Annotated in this window: 23 protein-coding genes; 17 read left to right on the forward strand and 6 right to left on the reverse strand. The window is 61.6% G+C overall.

Annotation, left to right across the window (positions count from 1 at the left end; all coding sequences use genetic code 11):
- Positions 1-34: 34 nt before the first annotated feature.
- The 5 genes from rpsF (at position 35) to FHT82_RS12810 (ending at position 4,340) form a co-directional block, all read left to right on the forward strand.
- Entirely contained in the window at positions 35-493 is a 459-nt protein-coding gene (rpsF, locus tag FHT82_RS12790) for a 30S ribosomal protein S6 (RefSeq protein WP_132651046.1), read from the forward strand.
- A 12-nt stretch (positions 494-505) separates the two neighbouring features.
- Positions 506-754, forward strand: coding sequence for a 30S ribosomal protein S18 (gene rpsR, locus FHT82_RS12795; RefSeq protein WP_007531286.1), 249 nt, complete (start codon positions 506-508; stop codon positions 752-754).
- Between the two features lie 144 nt (positions 755-898).
- Positions 899-1,879 (forward strand): DUF2232 domain-containing protein, encoded by a 981-nt coding sequence (locus FHT82_RS12800; RefSeq protein ID WP_183730658.1) that lies wholly within the window; start codon positions 899-901, stop codon positions 1,877-1,879.
- 21 nt (positions 1,880-1,900) lie between these two features.
- Positions 1,901-2,479 carry a 50S ribosomal protein L9 gene (rplI, locus tag FHT82_RS12805; protein ID WP_183730661.1) on the forward strand — a complete coding sequence of 193 codons (579 nt, stop codon included), beginning with the start codon at positions 1,901-1,903 and terminating at the stop codon, positions 2,477-2,479.
- A gap of 364 nt (positions 2,480-2,843) precedes the next feature.
- Complete coding sequence (locus FHT82_RS12810) at positions 2,844-4,340, forward strand: replicative DNA helicase (RefSeq protein ID WP_183731022.1); 1,497 nt, start codon at positions 2,844-2,846, stop codon at positions 4,338-4,340.
- 25 nt (positions 4,341-4,365) lie between these two features.
- Here FHT82_RS12810 and FHT82_RS12815 read toward each other — a convergent pair whose 3' ends face one another.
- The 3 genes from FHT82_RS12815 to FHT82_RS12825 form a co-directional block, all read right to left on the reverse strand.
- Positions 4,366-4,668: an AzlD domain-containing protein gene (locus tag FHT82_RS12815; RefSeq protein WP_183730664.1), complete on the reverse strand. Its 303-nt coding sequence runs from the start codon at positions 4,666-4,668 to the stop codon at positions 4,366-4,368.
- Complete coding sequence (locus tag FHT82_RS12820; RefSeq protein WP_183730667.1) at positions 4,665-5,369, reverse strand: AzlC family ABC transporter permease; 705 nt, start codon at positions 5,367-5,369, stop codon at positions 4,665-4,667. The genes FHT82_RS12815 and FHT82_RS12820 overlap by 4 nt, the downstream gene beginning before the upstream one ends.
- A 68-nt stretch (positions 5,370-5,437) precedes the next feature.
- Entirely contained in the window at positions 5,438-6,259 is an 822-nt protein-coding gene (locus FHT82_RS12825) for an AraC family transcriptional regulator (protein ID WP_183731024.1), read from the reverse strand.
- Positions 6,260-6,446: 187 nt separating this feature from the next.
- Between FHT82_RS12825 and alr the strand changes: the two genes are divergently transcribed.
- Complete coding sequence (gene alr, locus FHT82_RS12830; protein ID WP_183730670.1) at positions 6,447-7,613, forward strand: alanine racemase; 1,167 nt, start codon at positions 6,447-6,449, stop codon at positions 7,611-7,613.
- Position 7,614: 1 nt separating this feature from the next.
- Here alr and FHT82_RS12835 read toward each other — a convergent pair whose 3' ends face one another.
- Positions 7,615-8,250 carry a LysE family translocator gene (locus FHT82_RS12835; protein WP_183730673.1) on the reverse strand — a complete coding sequence of 212 codons (636 nt, stop codon included), beginning with the start codon at positions 8,248-8,250 and terminating at the stop codon, positions 7,615-7,617.
- Positions 8,251-8,394: 144 nt separating this feature from the next.
- Between FHT82_RS12835 and radA the strand changes: the two genes are divergently transcribed.
- The 4 genes from radA (at position 8,395) to FHT82_RS12855 (ending at position 13,047) form a co-directional block, all read left to right on the forward strand.
- On the forward strand, positions 8,395-9,795 hold the full coding sequence (gene radA, locus FHT82_RS12840; RefSeq protein WP_183730676.1) for a DNA repair protein RadA: 1,401 nt from the start codon (positions 8,395-8,397) through the stop codon (positions 9,793-9,795).
- Positions 9,796-9,884: 89 nt separating this feature from the next.
- Positions 9,885-10,505, forward strand: coding sequence for a CvpA family protein (locus tag FHT82_RS12845; protein WP_183730679.1), 621 nt, complete (start codon positions 9,885-9,887; stop codon positions 10,503-10,505).
- Positions 10,506-10,736: 231 nt separating this feature from the next.
- Complete coding sequence (gene purF / locus FHT82_RS12850; RefSeq protein ID WP_183730681.1) at positions 10,737-12,227, forward strand: amidophosphoribosyltransferase; 1,491 nt, start codon at positions 10,737-10,739, stop codon at positions 12,225-12,227.
- 79 nt (positions 12,228-12,306) lie between these two features.
- Positions 12,307-13,047, forward strand: a complete 741-nt coding sequence (locus FHT82_RS12855) for an SDR family NAD(P)-dependent oxidoreductase (protein ID WP_183730684.1) — start codon at positions 12,307-12,309, stop codon at positions 13,045-13,047.
- Positions 13,048-13,056: 9 nt separating this feature from the next.
- Here the strand turns inward: FHT82_RS12855 and FHT82_RS12860 are convergent, their stop codons facing one another.
- A complete protein-coding gene (locus FHT82_RS12860) occupies positions 13,057-13,806 on the reverse strand; it encodes a GH25 family lysozyme (protein ID WP_183730687.1) in 750 nt (249 codons plus the stop codon).
- A gap of 352 nt (positions 13,807-14,158) precedes the next feature.
- Here FHT82_RS12860 and cysS point away from each other — a divergent pair, with 352 nt between their 5' ends.
- From cysS to cimA, 6 genes are read left to right on the forward strand one after another with little or no spacing between them, the layout of a single operon-like run.
- Complete coding sequence (cysS, locus tag FHT82_RS12865) at positions 14,159-15,535, forward strand: cysteine--tRNA ligase (protein WP_183730690.1); 1,377 nt, start codon at positions 14,159-14,161, stop codon at positions 15,533-15,535.
- Positions 15,532-16,008 carry a GFA family protein gene (locus tag FHT82_RS12870; RefSeq protein ID WP_183730693.1) on the forward strand — a complete coding sequence of 159 codons (477 nt, stop codon included), beginning with the start codon at positions 15,532-15,534 and terminating at the stop codon, positions 16,006-16,008. The genes cysS and FHT82_RS12870 overlap by 4 nt, the downstream gene beginning before the upstream one ends.
- Positions 16,008-16,493 carry a GFA family protein gene (locus tag FHT82_RS12875; RefSeq protein WP_183730696.1) on the forward strand — a complete coding sequence of 162 codons (486 nt, stop codon included), beginning with the start codon at positions 16,008-16,010 and terminating at the stop codon, positions 16,491-16,493. The genes FHT82_RS12870 and FHT82_RS12875 overlap by 1 nt, the downstream gene beginning before the upstream one ends.
- Positions 16,490-16,966, forward strand: a complete 477-nt coding sequence (locus FHT82_RS12880) for a GFA family protein (RefSeq protein ID WP_132651032.1) — start codon at positions 16,490-16,492, stop codon at positions 16,964-16,966. The genes FHT82_RS12875 and FHT82_RS12880 overlap by 4 nt, the downstream gene beginning before the upstream one ends.
- Positions 16,963-17,922, forward strand: coding sequence for a prolyl aminopeptidase (pip, locus tag FHT82_RS12885; RefSeq protein WP_183730698.1), 960 nt, complete (start codon positions 16,963-16,965; stop codon positions 17,920-17,922). The genes FHT82_RS12880 and pip overlap by 4 nt, the downstream gene beginning before the upstream one ends.
- Positions 17,923-17,952: 30 nt before the next feature.
- Positions 17,953-19,569, forward strand: coding sequence for a citramalate synthase (cimA, locus tag FHT82_RS12890; RefSeq protein WP_183730699.1), 1,617 nt, complete (start codon positions 17,953-17,955; stop codon positions 19,567-19,569).
- Between the two features lie 2 nt (positions 19,570-19,571).
- Here the strand turns inward: cimA and FHT82_RS12895 are convergent, their stop codons facing one another.
- On the reverse strand, positions 19,572-20,432 hold the full coding sequence (locus FHT82_RS12895; protein ID WP_183730701.1) for a methyltransferase domain-containing protein: 861 nt from the start codon (positions 20,430-20,432) through the stop codon (positions 19,572-19,574).
- A gap of 114 nt (positions 20,433-20,546) precedes the next feature.
- Between FHT82_RS12895 and rarD the strand changes: the two genes are divergently transcribed.
- Entirely contained in the window at positions 20,547-21,461 is a 915-nt protein-coding gene (gene rarD, locus FHT82_RS12900) for an EamA family transporter RarD (protein ID WP_183730704.1), read from the forward strand.
- Positions 21,462-21,463: the final 2 nt, after the last annotated feature.

The following is a 21,463-nucleotide window of genomic DNA, read 5'->3' on the forward strand; positions in this document are numbered from 1 at the left end:
GGGTTCTGATCAACGCAAGAAAGGCAAAGCTGTCATGGCTCTTTATGAACATGTATTCCTTGCCCGACAGGATATTTCCACGCAGCAGGTCGATGCCCTCGTAGAACAGTACAAGGGCGTGATCGAAGCTAACGGTGGTAAGGTCGGGCGCATCGAAAACTGGGGCCTCAAGTCCCTCACCTACCGCATCAAGAAGAACCGCAAGGCTCACTACGCCCTGATGGACATTGATGCACCGGCAGCTGCGATCCAGGAAATGGAACGCCAGATGCGCATCAGCGAAGATGTTCTTCGCTACATGACCATCGCTGTTGAAAAGCACGAAGACGGCCCGTCTGCCATGATGCAGAAGCGCGACCGTGACGACCGCGGCCCGCGTGAAGGCGGCGATCGTGGCCCGCGCCGCGAATTCGGCGACCGTCCGCCGCGCCGTGACGGCGATTTCCAGCGCGCCCCGCGTCCGGATCGCGCTCCCCGCGAAGACCGTGCATAAGGAGAAATAAGAATGTCTGAATCTTCCTCCGCTCCGGTCCGTCGTCCGTTCCATCGTCGTCGCAAGACCTGCCCGTTCTCCGGCGCAAACGCTCCGCGCATCGACTACAAGGATGTCCGTCTCCTGCAGCGCTACATTTCCGAGCGCGGCAAGATCGTTCCGTCCCGCATTACGGCCGTTTCCCAGAAGAAGCAGCGCGAACTCGCCCAGGCGATCAAGCGCGCCCGCTTCCTTGGCCTGCTGCCGTACGTCGTCGCCTAATTGACTATTGGAGCCCCGGATTTCGATCCGGGGCTTCCTCCCTTCCGCGATGGGCGCGGATCGGAACCTGAAAACCCATGTTGAGGCATCTCCCGAATTTGATCAGGGAAATCCTCTAACTGCTTGATGAAGCAGGACAGCGAAGTGACACGACCGAACCTGAAAACGCTTGCGACCGGCGCACTCGCCGGATTGACCGCCGCCTTGCTGGTGCTTGGCGCGAGCATGCAGCCGTCGTTCAGCGCCGTGCTCTATGCCGCTTCCGCGCTTCCGATCCTGCTCGTCGGCCTCGGCTGGGGCAATGCAGCCGCCATTTCGGCCGTCGTCACCGCCGCGGTGCTCGGCGCCATCGCCATTTCCCCGTCCTTCGCGCTCGTCATGACGCTGGTGACGCTGCTGCCCGCTGGTTGGCTGAGCCACCTTGCGAACCTCGCGCGCCCGGCTTCCGAACTCGGCGGCCCCGACCATCTGCTCGCCTGGTATCCGCTGTCCGATATCCTGCTGCATCTGTGCGGTCTCGTCACCTTCGCCGTCATCGTCACCGGCATCATGATCGGTTACGGGCCTGAGATTACCGACCAGATGGTCGATGTGCTGATGGCGTCGCTGCAGGAACAGCAGCCGACATTCATTCCCGATCCGGCCGCGACCGCGCAGACGAAGTCGCTCGTCGTGCTCATGCTGCCGGCGCTGCAGGGCGGCATCTGGGTGATGATGCTGTTTGCCGCCTATTACATCGCGACCCGCATCGTGAATGCTTCCGGCAAGGGCCTGCGTCCGCGCGAAGACATTCCCTCCTCGCTGCGCATGAACCGCAATTCGATCTTCATCTTCCTCGCCGGCCTTGCCGCCACGTTCATGGGCGGCGTTCCGGCGATGATCGGCGCCACGGTTGTCGGAGCCTTCGGCGCCGGCTTCCTGATGTCCGGCTTCGCCGCGCTGCATTTCCGCACCCGCGGCAAGGACTGGCGCCTGCCGGCCCTCATCATCAGCTACCTGGCATGCACGATGATGCTGCCAGCGCTTTTCATCCTCGTGCTTGGTCTCGCCGATACCCGCAAGGCGATCGCCCTGACCCCGACCAAGGATGCTGATGCCCCCAAACAAACCGATACCGAAATCTGAGAACAAGAAAGGAAAAACACCATGGACGTCATTCTTCTCGAACGCATCTCCAAGCTCGGCCAAATGGGCGAAACCGTAAAGGTTCGCGACGGCTTCGCACGCAACTACCTCCTGCCGCTTGGCAAGGCACTGCGCGCCAACGCTGCCAACAAGGCCCGCTTCGAATCCGAGCGCGCAACGCTCGAAGCCCGTAACCTCGAGCGCAAGTCCGAAGCCCAGAAGGTCGCCGACGTTCTCGACGGCAAGTCCTTCATCGTCGTCCGCTCTGCCGGCGAAACCGGCCAGCTCTACGGCTCCGTCGCTGCCCGTGACGTCGTCGACGTTCTGGCCGCAGAAGGCTTCAACATTGCCCGCAACCAGGTTCACCTCAACACGCCGATCAAGGCGATCGGCCTGCACAAGGTCGAACTGCAGCTCCATGCCGAAGTTGAAATCAACATCGAGCTGAACGTTGCCCGCTCCACCGAAGAAGCCGAGCGTCAGTCCAAGGGCGAAGAGCTCACCTCGGTCGACGCCATCTACGGCGTTGACGAAGATGCCCTGCGTCCGGAAGATTTCTTCGATCCGGAAGCCGACGGCGTTGCCGAAGACGAAGCATAATTCCCGTCTTCAGACGGAACGGAAAGCCCGGCTCACGCCGGGCTTTTTTGTTGGTCGGAACGTCTGCTGGACATGGGGCCTGCTAAGCTTGGGGAATGACGGGCTTTTTTGCTGCGCCATCGAATCAAGGGCGCTACACTGACCACATGCTGGAATGACAAAGTGAGTCGCCGCGGGCGGCGTGTCCCGCAAGCGACAGTCAGGATATTTCTCCTCAGCGGATCCACCGACTGTGGAGAAGTCGAAGAATGTGCAAAGCGCTGCCGATTTGACCATCGCCTGAAAGCTGTTGCTGCGCGACACTTGATTTTATGCGGCCCGCCCTGCAAATCCGGGTTTTGGATAAAAGACAGTACGGATGACGATGAACGAAGCTGCACGAAAGATTGCCGCCGTTGCTCCTGCAGAGCAGCACTATCGCGAAGCGCCGAACAACATCGAGGCCGAACAGGCGCTGCTCGGCGCCATCCTGATGAACAACGATGCCTATTACCGGGTGTCGGACTTCCTCAAGCCCACACATCTTTACGAGCCACTGCATCGGAAGATCTTCGAGGTCGCCGGCGACATCATTCGCATGGGCAAGATCGCCAACCCGGTCACGGTCAAGACCTTCCTGCCGGCCGACGAGAAGGTCGGCGACATCACCGTTTCGCAATATCTCGCCAGCCTCGTCACCGGCGCCGTGACGATCATCAATGCCGAAGACTATGGAAGGGCGATCTATGACCTGGCGATCCGCCGCGCGCTGATCACCATCGGCGAGGATGTCGTCAATATCGCCTATGACGCGCCGCTCGACATGCCGCCGCAGGCGCAGATCGAAGATACCGAGCGCCGGCTTTTCGAGCTTGCCGAAAACGGCCGCTACGATGGCGGCTTCCAGGCTTTCAACGATGCGGTGGCGCTTGCCATCGACATGGCGGCCGTTGCCAAGGAACGCGACGGCGGCCTCTCGGGCATTTCCACCGGCATCCATTCGCTCGATTCCAAGATGGGCGGGCTGCAGCGTTCGGACTTGATCGTTCTCGCCGGTCGCCCGGGTATGGGCAAGACCTCGCTTGCGACCAACATCGCCTATAACATTGCCGCCGCCTACGAAGGCGAAGTGCAGTCCGACGGCAGCATGAAGGCGAAGAACGGCGGCGTCGTCGGCTTCTATTCGCTCGAAATGTCGTCCGAACAGCTCGCCACGCGTATCATCTCCGAGCAGACGGAAGTCTCTTCCTCGAAGATCCGCCGCGGCGATATCAACGATGCCGATTTCGAAAAGCTCGTCGCCTGCTCGATGATGATGCAGAAAGTGCCGCTTTATATCGACCAGACCGGTGGTATCTCGATCGCCCAGCTTTCAGCGCGCGCGCGTCGTCTCAAGCGCCAGCGCGGGCTCGACGTGCTCGTCGTCGACTACGTGCAGCTGATGACAGGCTCCGGCAAATCCAACGAAAACCGCGTTCAGGAAATCACCCAGATCACCACCGGCCTCAAGGCGCTCGGCAAGGAACTGAACGTGCCGATCATCGCGCTCTCCCAGCTCTCGCGCGCCGTCGAAAGCCGCGAGGACAAGCGCCCGCAGCTTTCCGACCTTCGCGAATCCGGCTCGATCGAGCAGGACGCCGACGTCGTGCTCTTCGTGTTCCGCGAGGAATATTACGTCAAGAATATGGAACCGCGCGATATCCACGATCCGAAATATCCGGAATGGGAAGCGCTTTTCGACAAGGTGAAGGGCACGGCCGACGTCATCATCGCCAAGCAGCGTCACGGACCGACCGGCACGGTGAAGCTCGCCTTCCAGTCGGAATTCACGCGCTTTGCCGATCTCGCCGATCCGTCCTTCACGCAGTATGAGGAGCATTGACGCGGGTTTACCGCGTCAATTTCTTTCAAAACCCCGCCGCCCGCAGCAAGGCTACCGTCGCGACGCCGAGGACGACGCTTGCCAGCATTGGCAGGCGGCTGGCGGCAATCGCCGTTACCGCGCAAGCCAATGTCTCAGCCCAGCCGGTCGCAAAGGCAGTCGGGGCGATCACGGCCATCAACACAGCCGGCGGGATGGCTTCGATTGCCATTCTCCTGTTCTCATCGATCTCCACGTAGCGGATCAGCACAAGGCCACTGACGCGGGTAAGGATCGTTGCGGCGGCCATCGCAAGGATGGCAAGCAGAGTGTTCAGATCGAGCGTCATACCGCCTGCTCCTTCGCCCTGCCCTGCCAGAGAGCGGTCACGAGCCCGGCCAATGCACCGGCCGCGATATACCAGACCCCTGGCACGAAATGGTGGACGGCCACGGATGCGACTGCGCTTGCGGCGAGCACGGCACCGGTTTCCGGCCCCTTCCAGAAGCCCATGACCAGCACGACGAAGACAGCCGGAAAGGCAAAGTCGAGACCGATAACAGCGGGATCGCCGAGGAAGGCACCGAGCAGAGCGCCCGCCAGCGACGAGCCGACCCAGGTCAGGTAGAAGGGCATGACGATGCCGGCATACCAGGCGGGTGTGAGCCGTGTGCTGCCGGCGCGGAATTCCGCCATGGCCCAGAGCTCATCAGCCAGGAAGAGCATGGCGATATAGCGTTTGACGCTGGAGAAGGACTGCATCTTCGTGCCGATAGAGGCGCTCATGAGCACGTGACGGATATTGACGAGCAGTGCCGCGAAGCCGACGCCGATCCAGCTCGCCGGATGGGTCCAGATATCCATCGCCACGAATTGCGAGCCGCCGGCGAAGACGAACGCGCTCATCAATGTCGTTTCCAGTGGGGAAAGTCCTTTGGTCGCCGCGACCGCACCGAAGACGAGGCCGATCGGCAAGACGGCGACGATCAGCGGGAAAATGGTACGCATTCCGGCTATAAATTCGCCGGCCGGCCGGCTTTGCTGCAACATGGCAAGCTCCTTATCAAGACGGCGGAGACATAGCCGGGCCTGACAAGGGCTGTATTGAACGAAAGTGATTACCCGGCGCGGAACTGGCCGGGCGTGACGCCGGTTCGCGATTTGAAGTGGCGGGTGAAATGCGCCTGGTCGGCGAAACCGCATTCTGCGGCGACATCGGCCGACATGCGGCCCTCCCGCAGCAGCTGGCGGGCGACAAGAACGCGCCGGTCCGTCAGGAAGGCGTGTGGGGTAATGTGATATTCTCTGCGAAAGGCGCGGATCAGGTGCGCGCGGCTTAGCCCCGCCACGCCGGCCAGTTCCTCGAGGTTCACATCGCTGTCGAAATTCTCGATGAGATAATCGCGAGCGCGGGCAACGGCGCTGCGCTCCTTCGTATCGACTGGTACGACGATGGTGCTGCCGTAACGGGCGAAGATCGCTGCCAGCACCGAAAACATGCTTTCGTCGGATTCCAGTGCGCCGGCCCCGCTTTCGAGCGTGCGGTGGGCGGCATGGAAGGCCTTGGCAAGCTGCGGATCGCGAGGCAGCCCGCCGGCAAAGGAGGGCGTCGCATTGAAGGCCTTGCCGGTGACATCCTCCAGAATATCGATGAAGAGTTTCGTATCCGGATAGATCATCCGGTAGCGGTAACCCTCGCCGCCGGGAGCGCCATCGTGGACAACGCCGGGATCGATCAGATAGAGGTCGCCGGGTCCGGTTTCTTCCCGCCTGCCGCGGAGCGTGGCGATCTGGCTGCCGCTTTCGATCGCGCCGATGCTGAACGTGTCATGCGCATGCGGCGCATATTCATGCGTCAGGAAGCTGGCGCTCAGGCACTCCATATCGCGGAAGCGGCTGTCCCGCCAGAAGCGGGCCGATTCCACCTTGGCGAGCGGCATGGCGTCTGCCGCCTCTTTCTGCGAAACGTTCTGCATCTCATCAGATTAACGCGCCGGCTCATACACGTCTTGAACAAAAGTGATCGCATGTGGGGAAAGGCTGGCATGTCGCCGCTCATGCTTTCTCTTTGCCACAATGCTCTCTAAAGTATTTTGAACAATTCCTTTCCCTTTCATCGCGGCGATCATGACAGATTTCTCTATCCCCTTCGAAGACGACGACCTTTTCGCCTCCGCCGGCCTACGGCTGACCGTCGACCTGACGGCGCTGACCGACAATTGGCGGGATATGGCTCGCCGCTCCGGAAAGGCGCGCACGGCGGCCGTCGTCAAGGCGGATGCCTATGGGATGGGGATCGAGGATGCCGGCGAAGCGCTCTACCTTGCCGGGGCGCGGGATTTCTTCGTGGCAACCGTCGATGAGGGCGTGACGCTGCGCATGTTTGCGCCTGAGGCGCGCATCTTCGTGCTGGCCGGCATCTGGCCCGGCACCGAGAGGCGCTTCTTCGAAAACGATCTGGTGCCGATCATCTCTTCGGAAGAACAGCTTGCCTTCTGGATGGCGGTGCTGGCGGAATATGGCGATTATCCTTGCGCGCTGCATGTCGATACCGGCTTCAACCGGCTCGGTCTGACGGTTGATGAAGCCATCGCGCTCGCCAACGACGTGTCGCGGCCGGCGAGTTTTGCGCCCGTGCTCGTCATGAGCCATCTCGCCTGCGGCGACGATCAATCCTCAGACATGAACAGGCAGCAGCTTGAATCATTCCGCATGGTTAGCGCTGCCTATGAAGGTATCGATTCAAGCCTTGCTGCGTCAGGCGGCATCTTCCTCGGGGATGACTATCACTTCGATCTCACCCGGCCGGGCATCGCGCTCTATGGCGGGCAGGCCGTCAATGGGATGGCGAACCCGATGCGACCGGTGGCGACGGCCGAAGCCCGCATCATCCAGATCCGCACGGTCAGGGCCGGTGAAACCGTCAGCTACGGGCGAGCACTGCAGCTGACGCGCGACAGCCGGCTGGCGATTGTCGCGGCCGGTTATGCCGATGGCTATATGCGCAGCCAGTCGAGCGGCGGCGTGCCGTTGCGCCAGGCCGTGCCGCAAGGTGGACAGGGTTTTGTCGCCGGCCAGAAGGTGCCGGTCGCAGGGCGCATCACCATGGATCAGACGATCTTCGACGTGACCGACCTGCCTGACGGCGCCGTGCGCGCCGGCGACTATATCGAACTCTTCGGCAAGAACATTCTCGTCGACGATGCGGCAAAGGCTGCGGGCACGATCGGCTACGAGATGCTGACGAGCATCGGCCTACGCCATGAACGCAAATACGAGATGGACGAGGAATAGCTCAGCGGCTCGTTAGCGCGAGGCGAACGCCGAGCGCCACGAAGAGCGCGCCGAGGCCGCGGTCTAGCCACAGGCCGATCTTCGCGTTGCTCTTGAAGAGACCCGCGAGCCGCCCTCCCGCAAGGATCAGCGGCGGCTCGATGAAGACGGCGACGACGATGATGAGGCCGCCATGGACGGTAAGCTGCAGCCACGTCGGACCTGCGCCCTCGACGACGAATTGCGGCAGGAAGGCGAGGAAGAAGATCGCCACTTTCGGATTGAGCAGCGAGACCAGCACGCCCTGCCGATAGATGCGCCGCCAGCCGAGCGTCTCGCCGGCCGCCTTGACGAAACCGCCCTCGCCTTTTGAACGCAGCGCCTGGATGCCGAGCCAGACGAGATAGACCGCGCCGACCCATTTGACGGCTGAAAAGGCGATGGCCGAGGCGGCGAGGATCGCCGACAGGCCGAAGGCGGCGAGAAGCACATGGATGCAGGCGCCCGTCCAGATACCGAACACCGCCGAGAAGCCGGCGCGTGTACCGCTCTTGATCGTGTGGCCGAGAATGAAGGCCATGTCGGGACCGGGCGAGAGGTTCAGGAGAACCGCCGCGGTGAAGAAACCGATCCAGTGGGCGAGCGAATAATCGAGCATGAGGCATCCTTTGACAGGCGCCGATGCTGCCAGCCAGAGCCTTGATGGGAAAATCATTAGTTTTGATCGATGCCGGAAGCCATTATCTAGGGCAAAACTCCGATTCGGGCGTCAGCCACGCCCTCTACCCGAAAGCAGTCATTGATGGCCAAGGCCAAAACACGATTCATCTGCCAGAGCTGCGGCGCGGTGCATAACCGCTGGGCCGGCAAATGCGACAATTGCGGCGAGTGGAACACCATCGTCGAGGAAGATCCGATGGGCGGCATCGGCGGCGGCCCGGCGAAGACGCCGAAGAAGGGCCGTCCGGTCGCATTGACGGCTCTGTCAGGCGAGATCGAGGAAGCGCCGCGTATCCATACCGGCATTTCCGAACTCGACCGGGTGACCGGCGGCGGCTTCGTGCGCGGTTCTGCCGTGCTCGTCGGCGGCGATCCCGGCATCGGCAAGTCGACGCTGCTCATGCAGGGGGCGGCTGCACTCTCGCGGCGCGGACACCGGATTATCTATGTTTCGGGCGAAGAGGCGGTGGCGCAGGTGCGGTTGCGCGCCCAGCGGCTGGCGGCCGCCGATACCGACGTGCTGCTGGCAGCGGAAACCAATGTCGAGGACATTCTCGCGACGCTCGCGGACGGCAAACGCCCCGACCTCGTCATCATCGATTCCATCCAGACGCTCTGGAGCGAGCTTGCCGAATCCGCGCCGGGCACGGTGACGCAGGTGCGCACCGGCGTGCAGTCGATGATCCGTTTTGCCAAGCAGACGGGTGCGGCCATGGTGCTCGTCGGCCATGTGACCAAGGACGGACAGATCGCCGGCCCTCGCGTCGTCGAGCACATGGTCGATGCCGTGCTATATTTCGAAGGCGACCGCGGTCACCACTACCGCATCCTGCGCACCGTAAAAAACCGCTTCGGGCCGACCGACGAAATCGGCGTCTTCGAAATGTCGGACAAGGGCCTGCGCGAAGTCGCCAACCCCTCGGAACTCTTCCTTGGCGAGCGCAACGAGAAATCGCCGGGTGCGGCCGTCTTTGCCGGCATGGAAGGCACGCGGCCTGTTCTCGTCGAAGTGCAGGCGCTAGTGGCGCCAACCTCGCTCGGTACGCCGCGGCGCGCCGTCGTCGGCTGGGACTCCGCGCGCCTGTCGATGATCCTTGCAGTTCTGGAGGCCCATTGCGGCGTGCGGCTCGGCCAGCACGACGTCTATCTCAACATTGCCGGCGGCTTCCGCATCTCGGAACCGGCGGCCGATCTTGCCGTTGCCTCGGCCCTGGTTTCCTCGCTTGCCGGTATTGCCCTTCCGGCCGATTGCGTCTATTTCGGCGAAGTCAGTCTGTCGGGCGCTGTCCGGCCGGTTGCGCAAACAGCCCAGCGCCTTAAAGAAGCCGAAAAGCTGGGGTTTTCGGCGGCTCTGTTACCGTCCGGCTCCGCCGAACTGCCGAAGGGCGGCGGCCGCTGGAGCGAGATCGAGAGCCTGCCGGATCTGGTCGCGCGCATTGCCGGGTCCAAGGGCGCGTTGCAGCGTGTGGAAGAAGACGTTTGATCCTTCATCACCGATAGCGGGGATGCTATAGGATCAGCCAAACAAGGCGCGACGCGGCCCGCAAGGCGGCAGTCTGGAGTGGAATTTACATGCCCATTACGATTTTCGACGGTATTGTCATCGGCGTCGTGCTCTTCTCCGCCGTTTTGGCAATGGTCCGCGGCTTCTCGCGCGAAGTCCTTTCGATCGCGAGCTGGGGCGGCTCAGCCGCCGCCGCATACTATCTCTACCCCTACCTCGTGCCTTATGCGAAGAAATATACCGACGATGACCGCATCGCGATCGTTGGTTCTGCCGCCGTCGTCTTCCTGATCGCGCTGATCGTCATCTCCTTCATCACGATGAAGATCGCCGATTTCATCATCGACAGCCGTATCGGCGCGCTCGACCGCACTTTGGGCTTCCTCTTCGGTGCGGCGCGCGGCATACTTTTGCTTGTCGTGGCCGTTGCCTTTTGGAACTGGCTGGTCGATGCCGATCACCGTCCGGCTTGGGTCAACAACGCGAAATCGAAGCCGTTCCTGGATTCTCTCGTCGTTCGCCTGCAGGCGGTCCTGCCGGATGAATTCGCCCAGATGATCCAGAAGAGCATCACCGAGAAGCTTGGTGGCGCGAAGCCGACGGAAGACAATGCGCCGGCCAGCGATCAGGCTCCGGCGGAAGACGCAGCACCCGCGCCTAACAATGGCGCACAGCAGCCATCGAATTGACGCAGTGTTCACTAGCTTGACCCGCAGCCTGGCAATTGCCATTTGAGCGGGGCGTAAGACCAAAGGTCCGGCCGGGCATTTCGCTTTGCCGGGCCTCAACCGTTTCAGAGCCGGCGAACCGACTTTGAGACAGGTGTCGTTGAGCGTGAGGCTATCGGAAAGCTTAGAGATTTCCGGTATCATGCAATTGGAAATGCCGATCCATTCTTGTGAGAGCAGAGGCCCGCAGAAATGAACCAGTCCCATTCCTTCCCGACTGACGATCCGCTCGACGGAGATACGCTGCATGAAGAATGCGGCGTTTTCGGAATTCTGGGACATGACGATGCCGCGGCGCTGACGGCGCTCGGCCTGCACGCCCTGCAGCATCGCGGGCAGGAAGCGGCCGGTATCGTCTCCTTCGACGGCAAGCGCTTCCATCAGGAACGCCATATGGGCCTCGTCGGCGACCACTATACCAATCCGATGACGCTCGCCCGCCTGCCCGGCAGCATATCGATGGGCCATACGCGCTACTCCACGACCGGCGAAGTGGCGATGCGCAACGTTCAGCCGCTCTTCGCCGAACTGGAAGAAGGCGGCATCGCCATTGCCCATAACGGCAACTTCACCAATGGCCTGACGCTGCGCCGCCAGATCATTGCCACCGGTGCCATCTGTCAGTCGACCTCGGATACCGAAGTCGTTCTCCACCTCATCGCCCGCTCCCGCCACACGTCCACAGCCGATCGCTTCATCGATGCCATCCGCCAGATGGAAGGCGGCTATTCGATGCTCGCCATGACGCGCACGAAGCTTATCGCGGCGCGCGATCCCACCGGCATCCGCCCGCTCGTGATGGGCGAACTGGACGGCAAGCCGATCTTCTGCTCGGAAACCTGCGCGCTCGACATCATCGGCGCGAAGTTCATCCGCGACGTGGAAAATGGCGAAGTCGTCATCTGCGAAATCCAGCCTGACGGCTCGATCAGCATTGATGCGCGCAAGCCGAGCAAGCAGCAGCCGGAGCGCCTCTGCCTGTTCGAATATGTCTATTTCGCCCGTCCGGACTCGGTCGTTGGCGGCCGCAACGTCTATACGACGCGCAAAAACATGGGCATGAACCTCGCCAAGGAATCGCCTGTCGATGCCGACGTGATCGTGCCGGTTCCCGATGGCGGCACGCCGGCTGCGCTCGGCTATGCGCAGGCAAGCGGCATTCCCTTCGAATATGGCATCATTCGCAACCACTATGTCGGCCGCACCTTCATCGAGCCGACGCAGCAGATTCGCGCCTTCGGCGTGAAGCTGAAACATTCCGCCAACCGGGCGATGATCGAAGGCAAGCGCGTGGTGCTGGTCGACGATTCCATCGTGCGCGGCACGACCTCGCTGAAGATCGTGCAGATGATCCGCGAGGCGGGCGCCAAGGAAGTGCATATCCGCGTCGCGAGCCCGATGATCTTCTTCCCGGATTTCTACGGCATCGATACGCCCGACGCCGACAAGCTGCTCGCCAACCAGTATGCCGATGTCGAAGCCATGGCCAAATATATCGGCGCGGATTCGCTGGCCTTCCTGTCGATCAACGGCCTTTATCGCGCCGTCGGCGGCGAGGATCGCAACCCGGCCCGCCCGCAGTTCACCGACCATTACTTTACCGGTGATTATCCGACCCGCCTGCTTGACAAGAACGGCGAGTCCATGGGTAACAAGATTTCCATGCTTGCCAGCAACGGCTGAGCCGCTTCCGCTTTGACTTTCCTATCTGGGGCGCTTATTGCGCCCCTTATCTTTTCAAGCACATCCGGAGCCGGGGCAGATGAACATCAATCTTGAAGGCAGGATCGCGCTGGTCACAGGCGCATCGCGCGGGATCGGCTATTTCACCGCCCTCGAACTCGCCAAGGCCGGCGCGCATGTGATTGCTTGCGCCCGTACCGTCGGCGGACTGGAAGAGCTCGACGATGCCATCAAGGCTGTCGGCGGTTCCGCCACCCTCGTGCCCTTCGATCTCGCCGATATGGAGGCAATCGATCGTCTCGGCGGCTCGATCTTCGAGCGCTGGGGCAAGCTCGACATTCTCGTTGCCAATGCCGGTGTGCTCGGCGTCATCTCGCCGATCGGCCATATCGAAGCGAAGGTCTTCGAGAAGGTCATGAACATCAATGTCAATGCCACATGGCGGCTGATCCGCTCGGTCGATCCGCTGCTGGCCCGCTCGGATGCCGGCCGCGCCGTCATCATGTCCTCGGGTGCGGCGCATAAGTGCCGCCCCTTCTGGAGCGCCTATTCCGCCTCCAAGGCCGCCGTCGAGGCGCTGGCGCGCACCTGGGCCGGCGAAACGCAGACCACGCTGCTGCGCATCACCAGCGTCGATCCGGGCGCAACGCGCACGGCCATGCGCGCGCAGGCGGTTCCCGGCGAAGATCCGATGAGCCTGCCGCATCCGTCTGAAGTGGCGAGGGCGATCCTGCCGCTGGTCGGCCCCGGCGTGACCGAGACCGGCAAGTTGTTCATTGTGCGCGAGAACAAGCTGGTGGATTATCGGCTGCCGGAATAGCCGAACGCTTCAATTCGCCGCAACGGTCGGGAACAGATGAGCCAAACAGGCCTCCGACGGGCACAACGCGTTAAGGTCGACCGGTCCCTGAATGCCGTCCAAGGTGCCGTTATCGGCGAATTGCCATATCGACCAACGACTGCATCCCTCTTGTGTCGGCTCCTTGAAGACGCTTCGCAGCCACAGATAATGGTCCGGGAAGCGCGCTTCATTGCCTTTCAGATATTGATCGAAGAACTCCTCGGTGACGTAAAAAATGGGCTTTTCCGGAAAAGTGCCTTTGAGCTCCGTGAAAAACGCATTCACTTCCGCAGCCATTTCCTCGAGCGTCGGAACCTTATCGCAATTGCCGACGAACTCCAGGTCGACGGCGATCGGCAGGGTTCCCGCTTCCTTCGGCACGGTCGCGAGGACATTCTGCGCCTGATCCTTGCCGGGGCGGCAGAAGGTGAAGAAATGATAAGCGCCTCTTATTAGTCCGGCATCTCCGGCACGCTGCCAGTTCTCAGCGAATTTGGAATCCCGGTGATCTCCGCCTTCAGTCGCCTTCATGATCGCGAAGCGCACGTTCGCCTTCGAGGCGACGGTTTTCCAATCGATGTCGCCTTGATGGTGGCTGACATCGATACCCTGGATCGGATAGCGGCTTAGAGACGGATTGTTGAAGCGGACCATACCGAAATCGTAGGCGAAATATGCGGCGGACGCGACTGCCAGAATTGCGGTCGCGCCGATTGTCCATCGTGCCACTCCCCTCACCCATTCCTCCTGTTTTCAATGGCTTCGCAATTGGCTATGCGAAATTTACGTCTTGAAAATGACCAAGAAATCTTAACGCAAGCACATCTCTTTCGCTGGGCGTCCATCGCTGCAGTCGATTGACGAGACAGATAACTCAGGTTGCCTCGGATCGTTGCTCGCCCTCTTGACCAAACTCCGATCCCGCGCCATAAAACGCCTCATGAAAACGGTTACCTGCATTATTTGCCGGAAGATTATTCGCTAGCCCAAAGCTGGCCTGGCCGTTTTCGTCTCCCAAATGTCCAAGATGCGAAACGCCCCGGCCTGCCGGTGGTGGTATTTTTCTGCATATGCATTTTAGGAGAGTGAAATGGGCGGTACGCCGGAACTGAAGCTGTACAACACGCTGACGCGGGAGAAATCGGTCTTCAAGCCGATCGATGCCGAAAATGTCCGCATGTATGTGTGCGGCCCGACGGTCTACGATTACGCCCATATCGGCAATGCGCGACCGGTCATCGTCTTCGACGTGCTGTTCCGCCTGCTGCGCCATGTCTATGGCGAAAGCCACGTCACCTATGCGCGCAACATCACCGATGTCGATGACAAGATCAACGCGCGGGCGCTCAGGGATTATCCCGGCCTGCCGCTGAACGACGCGATCCGGGCGGTCACCGAAAAGACCGAGACGCAGTTTCTCGATGATGCTAAGGCGCTCGGCTCCCTTGAGCCGACGGTGCAGCCGCGCGCGACCGACAATATCGCCCAGATGATCGAGATCATCGAGCGGCTGATTGCGCGCGGCCATGCCTACCAGGCATCAGGCGAAGTGCTGTTCGACACGAAGTCGATGGCCGAATACGGCCAGCTCTCGAAGCGCAATCTCGATGAACAACAGGCCGGCGCCCGAGTTGCCGTCGACGCACACAAGAAGAATCCCGGCGACTTCGTGCTCTGGAAGCTGTCTGACGAGAACGAGCCCGGCTGGGAAAGCCCCTGGGGTCGCGGCCGTCCGGGCTGGCATATCGAATGCTCGGCCATGAGCGGGCGCTATCTCGGCGATGTCTTCGATATCCACGGCGGCGGTCTGGACCTGATCTTCCCGCATCATGAAAACGAACTCGCCCAGTCGCGCTGCGCCCATGGCACCGATGTGATGGCGAATGTCTGGATGCATAACGGCTTCCTGCAGGTCGAAGGCCGCAAGATGTCGAAATCCGAAGGCAATTTCGTCACCATCTACGAGCTGCTGCACACGGAGACATTCGCCGGCCGGCAATGGCCGGGCGAAGTGCTGCGTCTTGCGATGCTGATGACGCATTACCGCGAGCCGATCGATTTTTCGGTCAAGCGGCTGGAAGAGGCCGAACGGCTGCTCGCCAAATGGCCGGCGGCCGAACCCGGTGATGCCAAGCCGGACGAGACGGTGCTGAATGCGCTCGCCGACGATCTCAATACGGTCGCGGCCGTACAGGCGCTGCATGCGCTGGCGCATTCCGGCAACGACGCCGTTTTTGCCGCCAGTGCGGCCCTGCTCGGCGTGCTGCCGAAAAAGACCGAGATCGACGAGGCGGTGGCGGCGGAAATCGATGCGCGGGTCAAGGCTCGGCTGGAGTTGCTCAAGGCGAAGAATTTCGCCGAAGCCGACAAGATCCGCGATACGCTTGCCGCCGAGGGTATACAGCTCAAGGACGGCAAGGATCCGGCAACGGGTGAGCGCGTGACGACGTGGGAGGTGAAGAAATGAACGTCTATACCGGCGGCTGCCAATGCGGGGCGATCCGGTTCCGGATGCGGGGGACGCCGCCGGATTCGTCGATCTGTCATTGCCGAATGTGTCAGAAAGCGTTCGGTGCTTATTATGCGCCGCTGGTTTCCGTGCGTGGAATGGAATTCGAATGGACAAGGGGGCAGCGGAAGAGCTTCCGGTCCTCGAATTTCGTTAACCGTGGCTTCTGCGGCGATTGCGGCACACCGCTGACCTATGAGGCGCCGGACGGCATGGCGGTTGCGGCTGGCGCATTCGACGATCCGTCGCAACTGCCACCGACCATTCAATGGGGAGTGGAAGGCAAGATCGGCTTCGTCGATCATCTGCACGAATTGCCCGGAGAGCGGACCGAAGCGGATCTTGCGGCAGGCTCCTTTCTCCGCGAGATCGTTTCCTATCAGCATCCGGATCACGATACGCCGGTCTGGCCGCCGGAGGATCATGCCTGATGGAAACGGTGGAGCAAACTGGTGGGTGCCAATGCGGTGCAGTTCGCTATCGGGCGCGCGGCGAACTCGGCTATCCGCATATTTGCCACTGCCGCATGTGCCAGAAAGCCGCCGGCAATTATTTCCTGCCGCTTGCTGCGGCCATGCGTGAAGGTTTCGAGCTGACGCGCGGCGAGCCCAGGTGGTTCCACTCCTCCGGCCTCGTGCGGCGCGGCTTCTGCGGCGATTGCGGCACGCCGCTTTTCTACGACATTCCCGATGCCGACTCCATCAACATCACGCTCGGCTCGCTCGATGATCCGCAGGCGGTAAAGCCGGTCATGCAGTCCAATCTCGACAGCAAAATGGTCTGGTTTCATGTGATCGACGGCTTGCCAGTCGAACCGGAACCGGAAACAACCGATCGCGAGGACAGGATCGCGGCGAGCAATCACCAGCATCCAGACCACGATACATCCCACTGGCCACCCGGAGCTCATTCATGACCGAGACGACTAGAACAGGCGGCTGCCAATGCGGCGCCGTGCGCTTCCGCATCACAGGCAAGCTCGGACGCCCGTCCATCTGCCATTGCCGCATGTGCCAGAAGCAGTTCGGCGGCTTCTTTTCCGCGCTGGTGACGGCGCCGGAAGAAGGCATGGAATGGACGCGCGGCGAGCCCGCCTATTTCCAGTCCTCGGTCAATATCGACCGCGGCTTCTGCCGCGATTGCGGCACGCCGATGACCTATCGCCATCCGGGCGGTCTGGAGCTTGCGATCGGCACCTTCGACGACCGCAGCGACCTCGCGCCGCAGATCCAGGTCAATTACGATTCCCGCCTGCCCTGGGTCGAGACGATCTTCGACGCGCCTGTTCACAAGGACCCGGACTTCTATGCCCGGCAGGAAGCGATCATATCCTTCCAGCATCCCGATCACGATACCGCAGTCTGGCCGGCGAAAGGCGTGAAGATATGACGGAAGTGCTGCGCACGCTCTATCCCGAAATCGAACCCTATGCCTGCGGTCATCTCGATGTCGGCGATGGCCATGTGATCTATTGGGAACGCTCCGGTACACCGGGCGCCAAGCCGGCGGTTTTCCTGCATGGCGGCCCCGGCGGCGGCATTTCGCCTGTTCATCGCCGCCTGTTCGACCCAAAGCTCTATGACGTCCTGCTGTTCGACCAGCGCGGCTGCGGCAAGTCCACGCCGCATGCGAACCTGGAGTCCAACACCACCTGGCATCTCGTTGCCGATATCGAGCGGCTGCGGAACATGGTTGGCGTCGACAAATGGCAGGTCTTCGGCGGCTCCTGGGGCTCGACGCTGGCGCTCGCCTATGCCGAGAAACATCCCGAGCGGGTGTCCGAACTCATCGTGCGCGGCATCTATACGCTGACGCGGGCCGAGCTCGACTGGTATTATCAGTTCGGCGTCTCCGAAATGTTCCCGGACAAGTGGGAGCGCTTCGTCGCACCCATCCCGCCGGAAGAACGCCATGAGATGATGCTCGCCTATAACCGCCGGCTCACCGGTTCGGACCGGGCGGTTGCTCTCGAGGCCGCGCAGGCCTGGAGCATCTGGGAGGGCGAGACGATCACGCTGCTGCCCGAGAAATCGACGAGCGGCAAATTCGAGGAAGCCGATTTCGCCTATGCCTTTGCGCGCATCGAGAACCACTTCTTCGTCCATGCCGGCTGGATGGATGAAGGCCAGTTGCTGCGCGATGCCCATAAGCTGAAGGATATTCCCGGCGTCATCGTCCACGGACGTTACGACATGCCCTGCCCGGCCAAATACGCCTGGCTGCTGCACAAGGCATGGCCGAAGGCCGACTTCCACCTGATCGAAGGGGCTGGTCACGCTTTCTCGGAACCCGGCATTCTCGACCAGTTGATCCGGGCGACGGACCGGTTCGCAGGCAAACAATAAAAGCCGCAAGGCGCGACAGGAAACACCACCATGACACGCGAAAGAATCTACCTCTTCGACACGACGCTTCGGGACGGGCAGCAGACGCCCGGCATCGATTTTTCGGTCGAGGACAAGATTGCGATTGCAAGCATGCTGGACGAGTTCGGGCTCGACTATGTCGAAGGCGGCTATCCGGGCGCAAACCCGACCGATACCGCCTTCTTTGCCGAGAAGCGTACCAGCCAGGCCACCTTCGTCGCCTTCGGCATGACCAAGCGTCCTGGCGTTTCCGTCTCCAACGATCCCGGTATCGTGAGCCTCCTGCAGGCGCGCAGCGATGCGGTCTGCTTCGTCGCGAAGAGCTGGGATTATCATGTGCAGGTGGCGCTCGGCTGCACCAACGAGGAAAACCTCGAATGCATCGCCGAAAGCGTCAAGGCCGTGGTTGCCGCCGGCAAGGAAGCTTTGGTCGACTGCGAGCATTTCTTCGACGGCTACAAGGCCAATCCGGAATATGCGCTCGCCTGCGCCAAGACCGCTTACGAAAACGGCGCGCGCTGGGTGGTGCTCTGCGACACCAATGGTGGCACGCAGCCGCCGGAAGTGTGCGCCATCGTCGAAGCCGTGATCGCCGCCGGCGTGCCGGGACACTGTCTCGGCATCCATGCGCATAACGATACCGGCCAGGCGGTCGCCAATTCGCTCGCCGCGGTCGAGGCAGGCGTGCGCCAGATCCAGGGTACGCTGAACGGCGTCGGCGAACGTTGCGGCAATGCCAATCTGGTGACGCTGATCCCGACGCTGGCGCTGAAGAGCGCCTACAACACGCGTTTCGAGACGGCGATCGACGCGGATCGGTTGACCAACCTCACCCGCCTGTCGCACGCGTTCGACGAACTGCTGAACCGCTCGCCGGATCATCAGATGCCTTATGTCGGCGCGTCTGCCTTCGCCACCAAAGCCGGCATCCACGCCTCGGCCCTGCTGAAAGACCCGCGCACCTACGAGCACGTACCGCCGGAAAGTGTGGGCAATTTCCGCAAGGTCATGGTCTCAGATCAGGGGGGCAAGGCCAACTTCATCAATGCGCTGAAGCGGCGCGGTATCGACGTCGCCAAGGACGATCCGAAGCTCGATCTCCTGATCTCCATCGTCAAGGAGCGCGAAGCATCCGGCTATGCCTATGAGGGTGCGGATGCGAGCTTCGAGCTTCTCGCTCGCCGCACCATGGGCACCATTCCGGACTTCTTCTCGCTCGATGGTTTCCGGGTGATGATCGAACGGCGCTTCGATTCCCACGGCCGTATAAAGATCGTCTCCGAAGCGGTCGTGAAGATCAGCATCGACGGGCAGACGCTGATGTCGGTTGCGGAAGCCGAAGGCCCGGTCAACGCGCTCGACCTTGCGCTGCGCAAGGATTTCGGCAAGTACCAGCACGAGATCGATGACCTCGTGCTCGCCGACTTCAAGGTGCGTATCCTCAATGGCGGTACTGACGCCATCACCCGCGTTCTGATCGAATCCACCGATTCCAGCGGCGTGCGCTGGTGGACTGTCGGCGTTTCCGACAACATCATCGACGCCTCGTTCCAGGCGCTGATGGATTCGGTGATCTACAAGCTGATGAAGAACCGGCAGCTCGCCGGCAAGATCGCCGCCGAATAGGCTCAGAGGAGGCCCCAGTCCTCCTCCGAATACCATTCGTCCTCTTCTCTCGGCGTCTTCCAGCGCAGCCGCGTGACCTCGTTCATGCCGCCATGCCGGAAGGTGTCTTCGAGCGCCCTGTAGGTCTCGAGCGTGCCGGTCGCGCCATGGCCCCAGACAAAGACGGTAGAGCTCAGATAACGGGCGCGATAGTCACTCGGCGTGCGCTCGATCAGGAAGAAGCCGCCGCGGGCGCTGAGTGGACGCAAATTATCCCTGCCGTCACGGGAGGGTGCGCTGAGCGGAAAAATCAGCCTGCCGCCGACAGCGAGATTGTCGATCCAGGCTTCGGCTGGCCTGTGGACCGCGAAATTGACGTAGATCGCGTCGAATGGCGACTGCGGCCATTTCAGGCCGTTGCCGCAGATGACCTCGACATTGCCGTAAGGGGCCAGACTGGTGGCGGCGCGGGCGGCAAGATCCCGGTCATATTCGATTGCCACGACATGGCCGTCGTGACCGACCAGATGCGACAGCATGGCGGTGTAGTAGCCACCGCCGGCGCCAATATGGCAGGCCGTCTCGCCGGGTTGCGGCGCGAGCCAGTGAAGGCCGAGCGCATGCAGCGAGGGGCTGCCGTTGTTGACCTGCCGTCCCTCCTGCAGCGCAATCAGAACATCCTGATAGAGGATGACGGGATCGGTCGACGGCATGTCCTGATAGCCGATCCCGTTTGCCATGCGCCACGGCGGCGGGTCCAGGAAATCCTCCCGCGGCACAGTGGCAAAGACCTGCCACAGCCGCTCGTCGCCTGCGATGCCCATCTTCGCCAGCATCTGAGTGGCATAGGCCTGCCGGCAGATCGCCAGTTTCGTTTCGTCCATGTTCGCCTCTTCCGGCGGCCAAATAGACACCGGTCCATTCAAGGAAATGAATTGGCCTATTCACGCCGCTTAAGCTAATCCGGATCAGAAACAGAACAAAGACGGAAACATCCAATGTCAGCTGACGTCAGCGCCCCGCTCATCAAGAACGAAGACAGTCCACGCGGATTTGCCTTCGCGCTTACGGCCTATCTTCTGTGGGGGTTCCTGCCGATCTACATGAAGGCGGTGGCGCATATCTCGCCGGCCGAAGTCATCGCCCACCGTATTCTCTGGTCGCTGCCGCTCGCCGGCATCGTGCTCCTGGTCCTGGGGCGGACCCAGGACGTTGCTGTTGCGCTGCGTTCTCCCCGCATGCTTGCCATGGCGGCCATGACCGCGGCGCTGATTACCGTGAACTGGGGCACTTATGTCTGGGCGATCGGCGCCGGCCATTCGCTCGATGCGGCCATGGGCTATTTCATCAACCCGCTCTTCAGCATCTTTCTCGGCGCGGTGCTCCTGAAGGAAAAGCTGCAGCCGATGCAGATCGCGGCGATCTGCCTTGCAGGCCTGGCGGTCGTGGTCCTTGCTTTCGACAGCGGCGGCATTCCCTGGGTGGCGCTGACGCTCGCAATCAGCTGGGGCTTCTATGCGCTCTTTCGCAAGACGTTGCCGCTCGGGCCGAACCAGGGCTTCTTCCTGGAGGTGCTGATCCTCAGCCTGCCTGCCCTGCTTTACATCCTGTATCTGGAATTCGTCAGCGGCGAAGGACACTTATACCGGACCGGCCTTTCCGACACCGCCCTGCTGCTTGGCTGCGGACTGATCACAGCCGTGCCGCTCATGATCTACGCCAACGGCGCCAAGTTGCTCAAGCTGTCGACCATCGGCATCATGCAGTATATCGCGCCGACGATGATCTTCCTCATCGCCGTCTTCGGGTTCGGAGAAGAGCTGGATAGGGCGCGCATGATCGCCTTCCCGCTGATCTGGGCAGGCCTGTTTTTCTATACCTGGTCGATGCTACGGACGACGCGCGGGCGCTGAGC

It is taken from the genome of Rhizobium sp. BK275 (assembly GCF_014193555.1).
Lineage (GTDB): Bacteria > Pseudomonadota > Alphaproteobacteria > Rhizobiales > Rhizobiaceae > Rhizobium.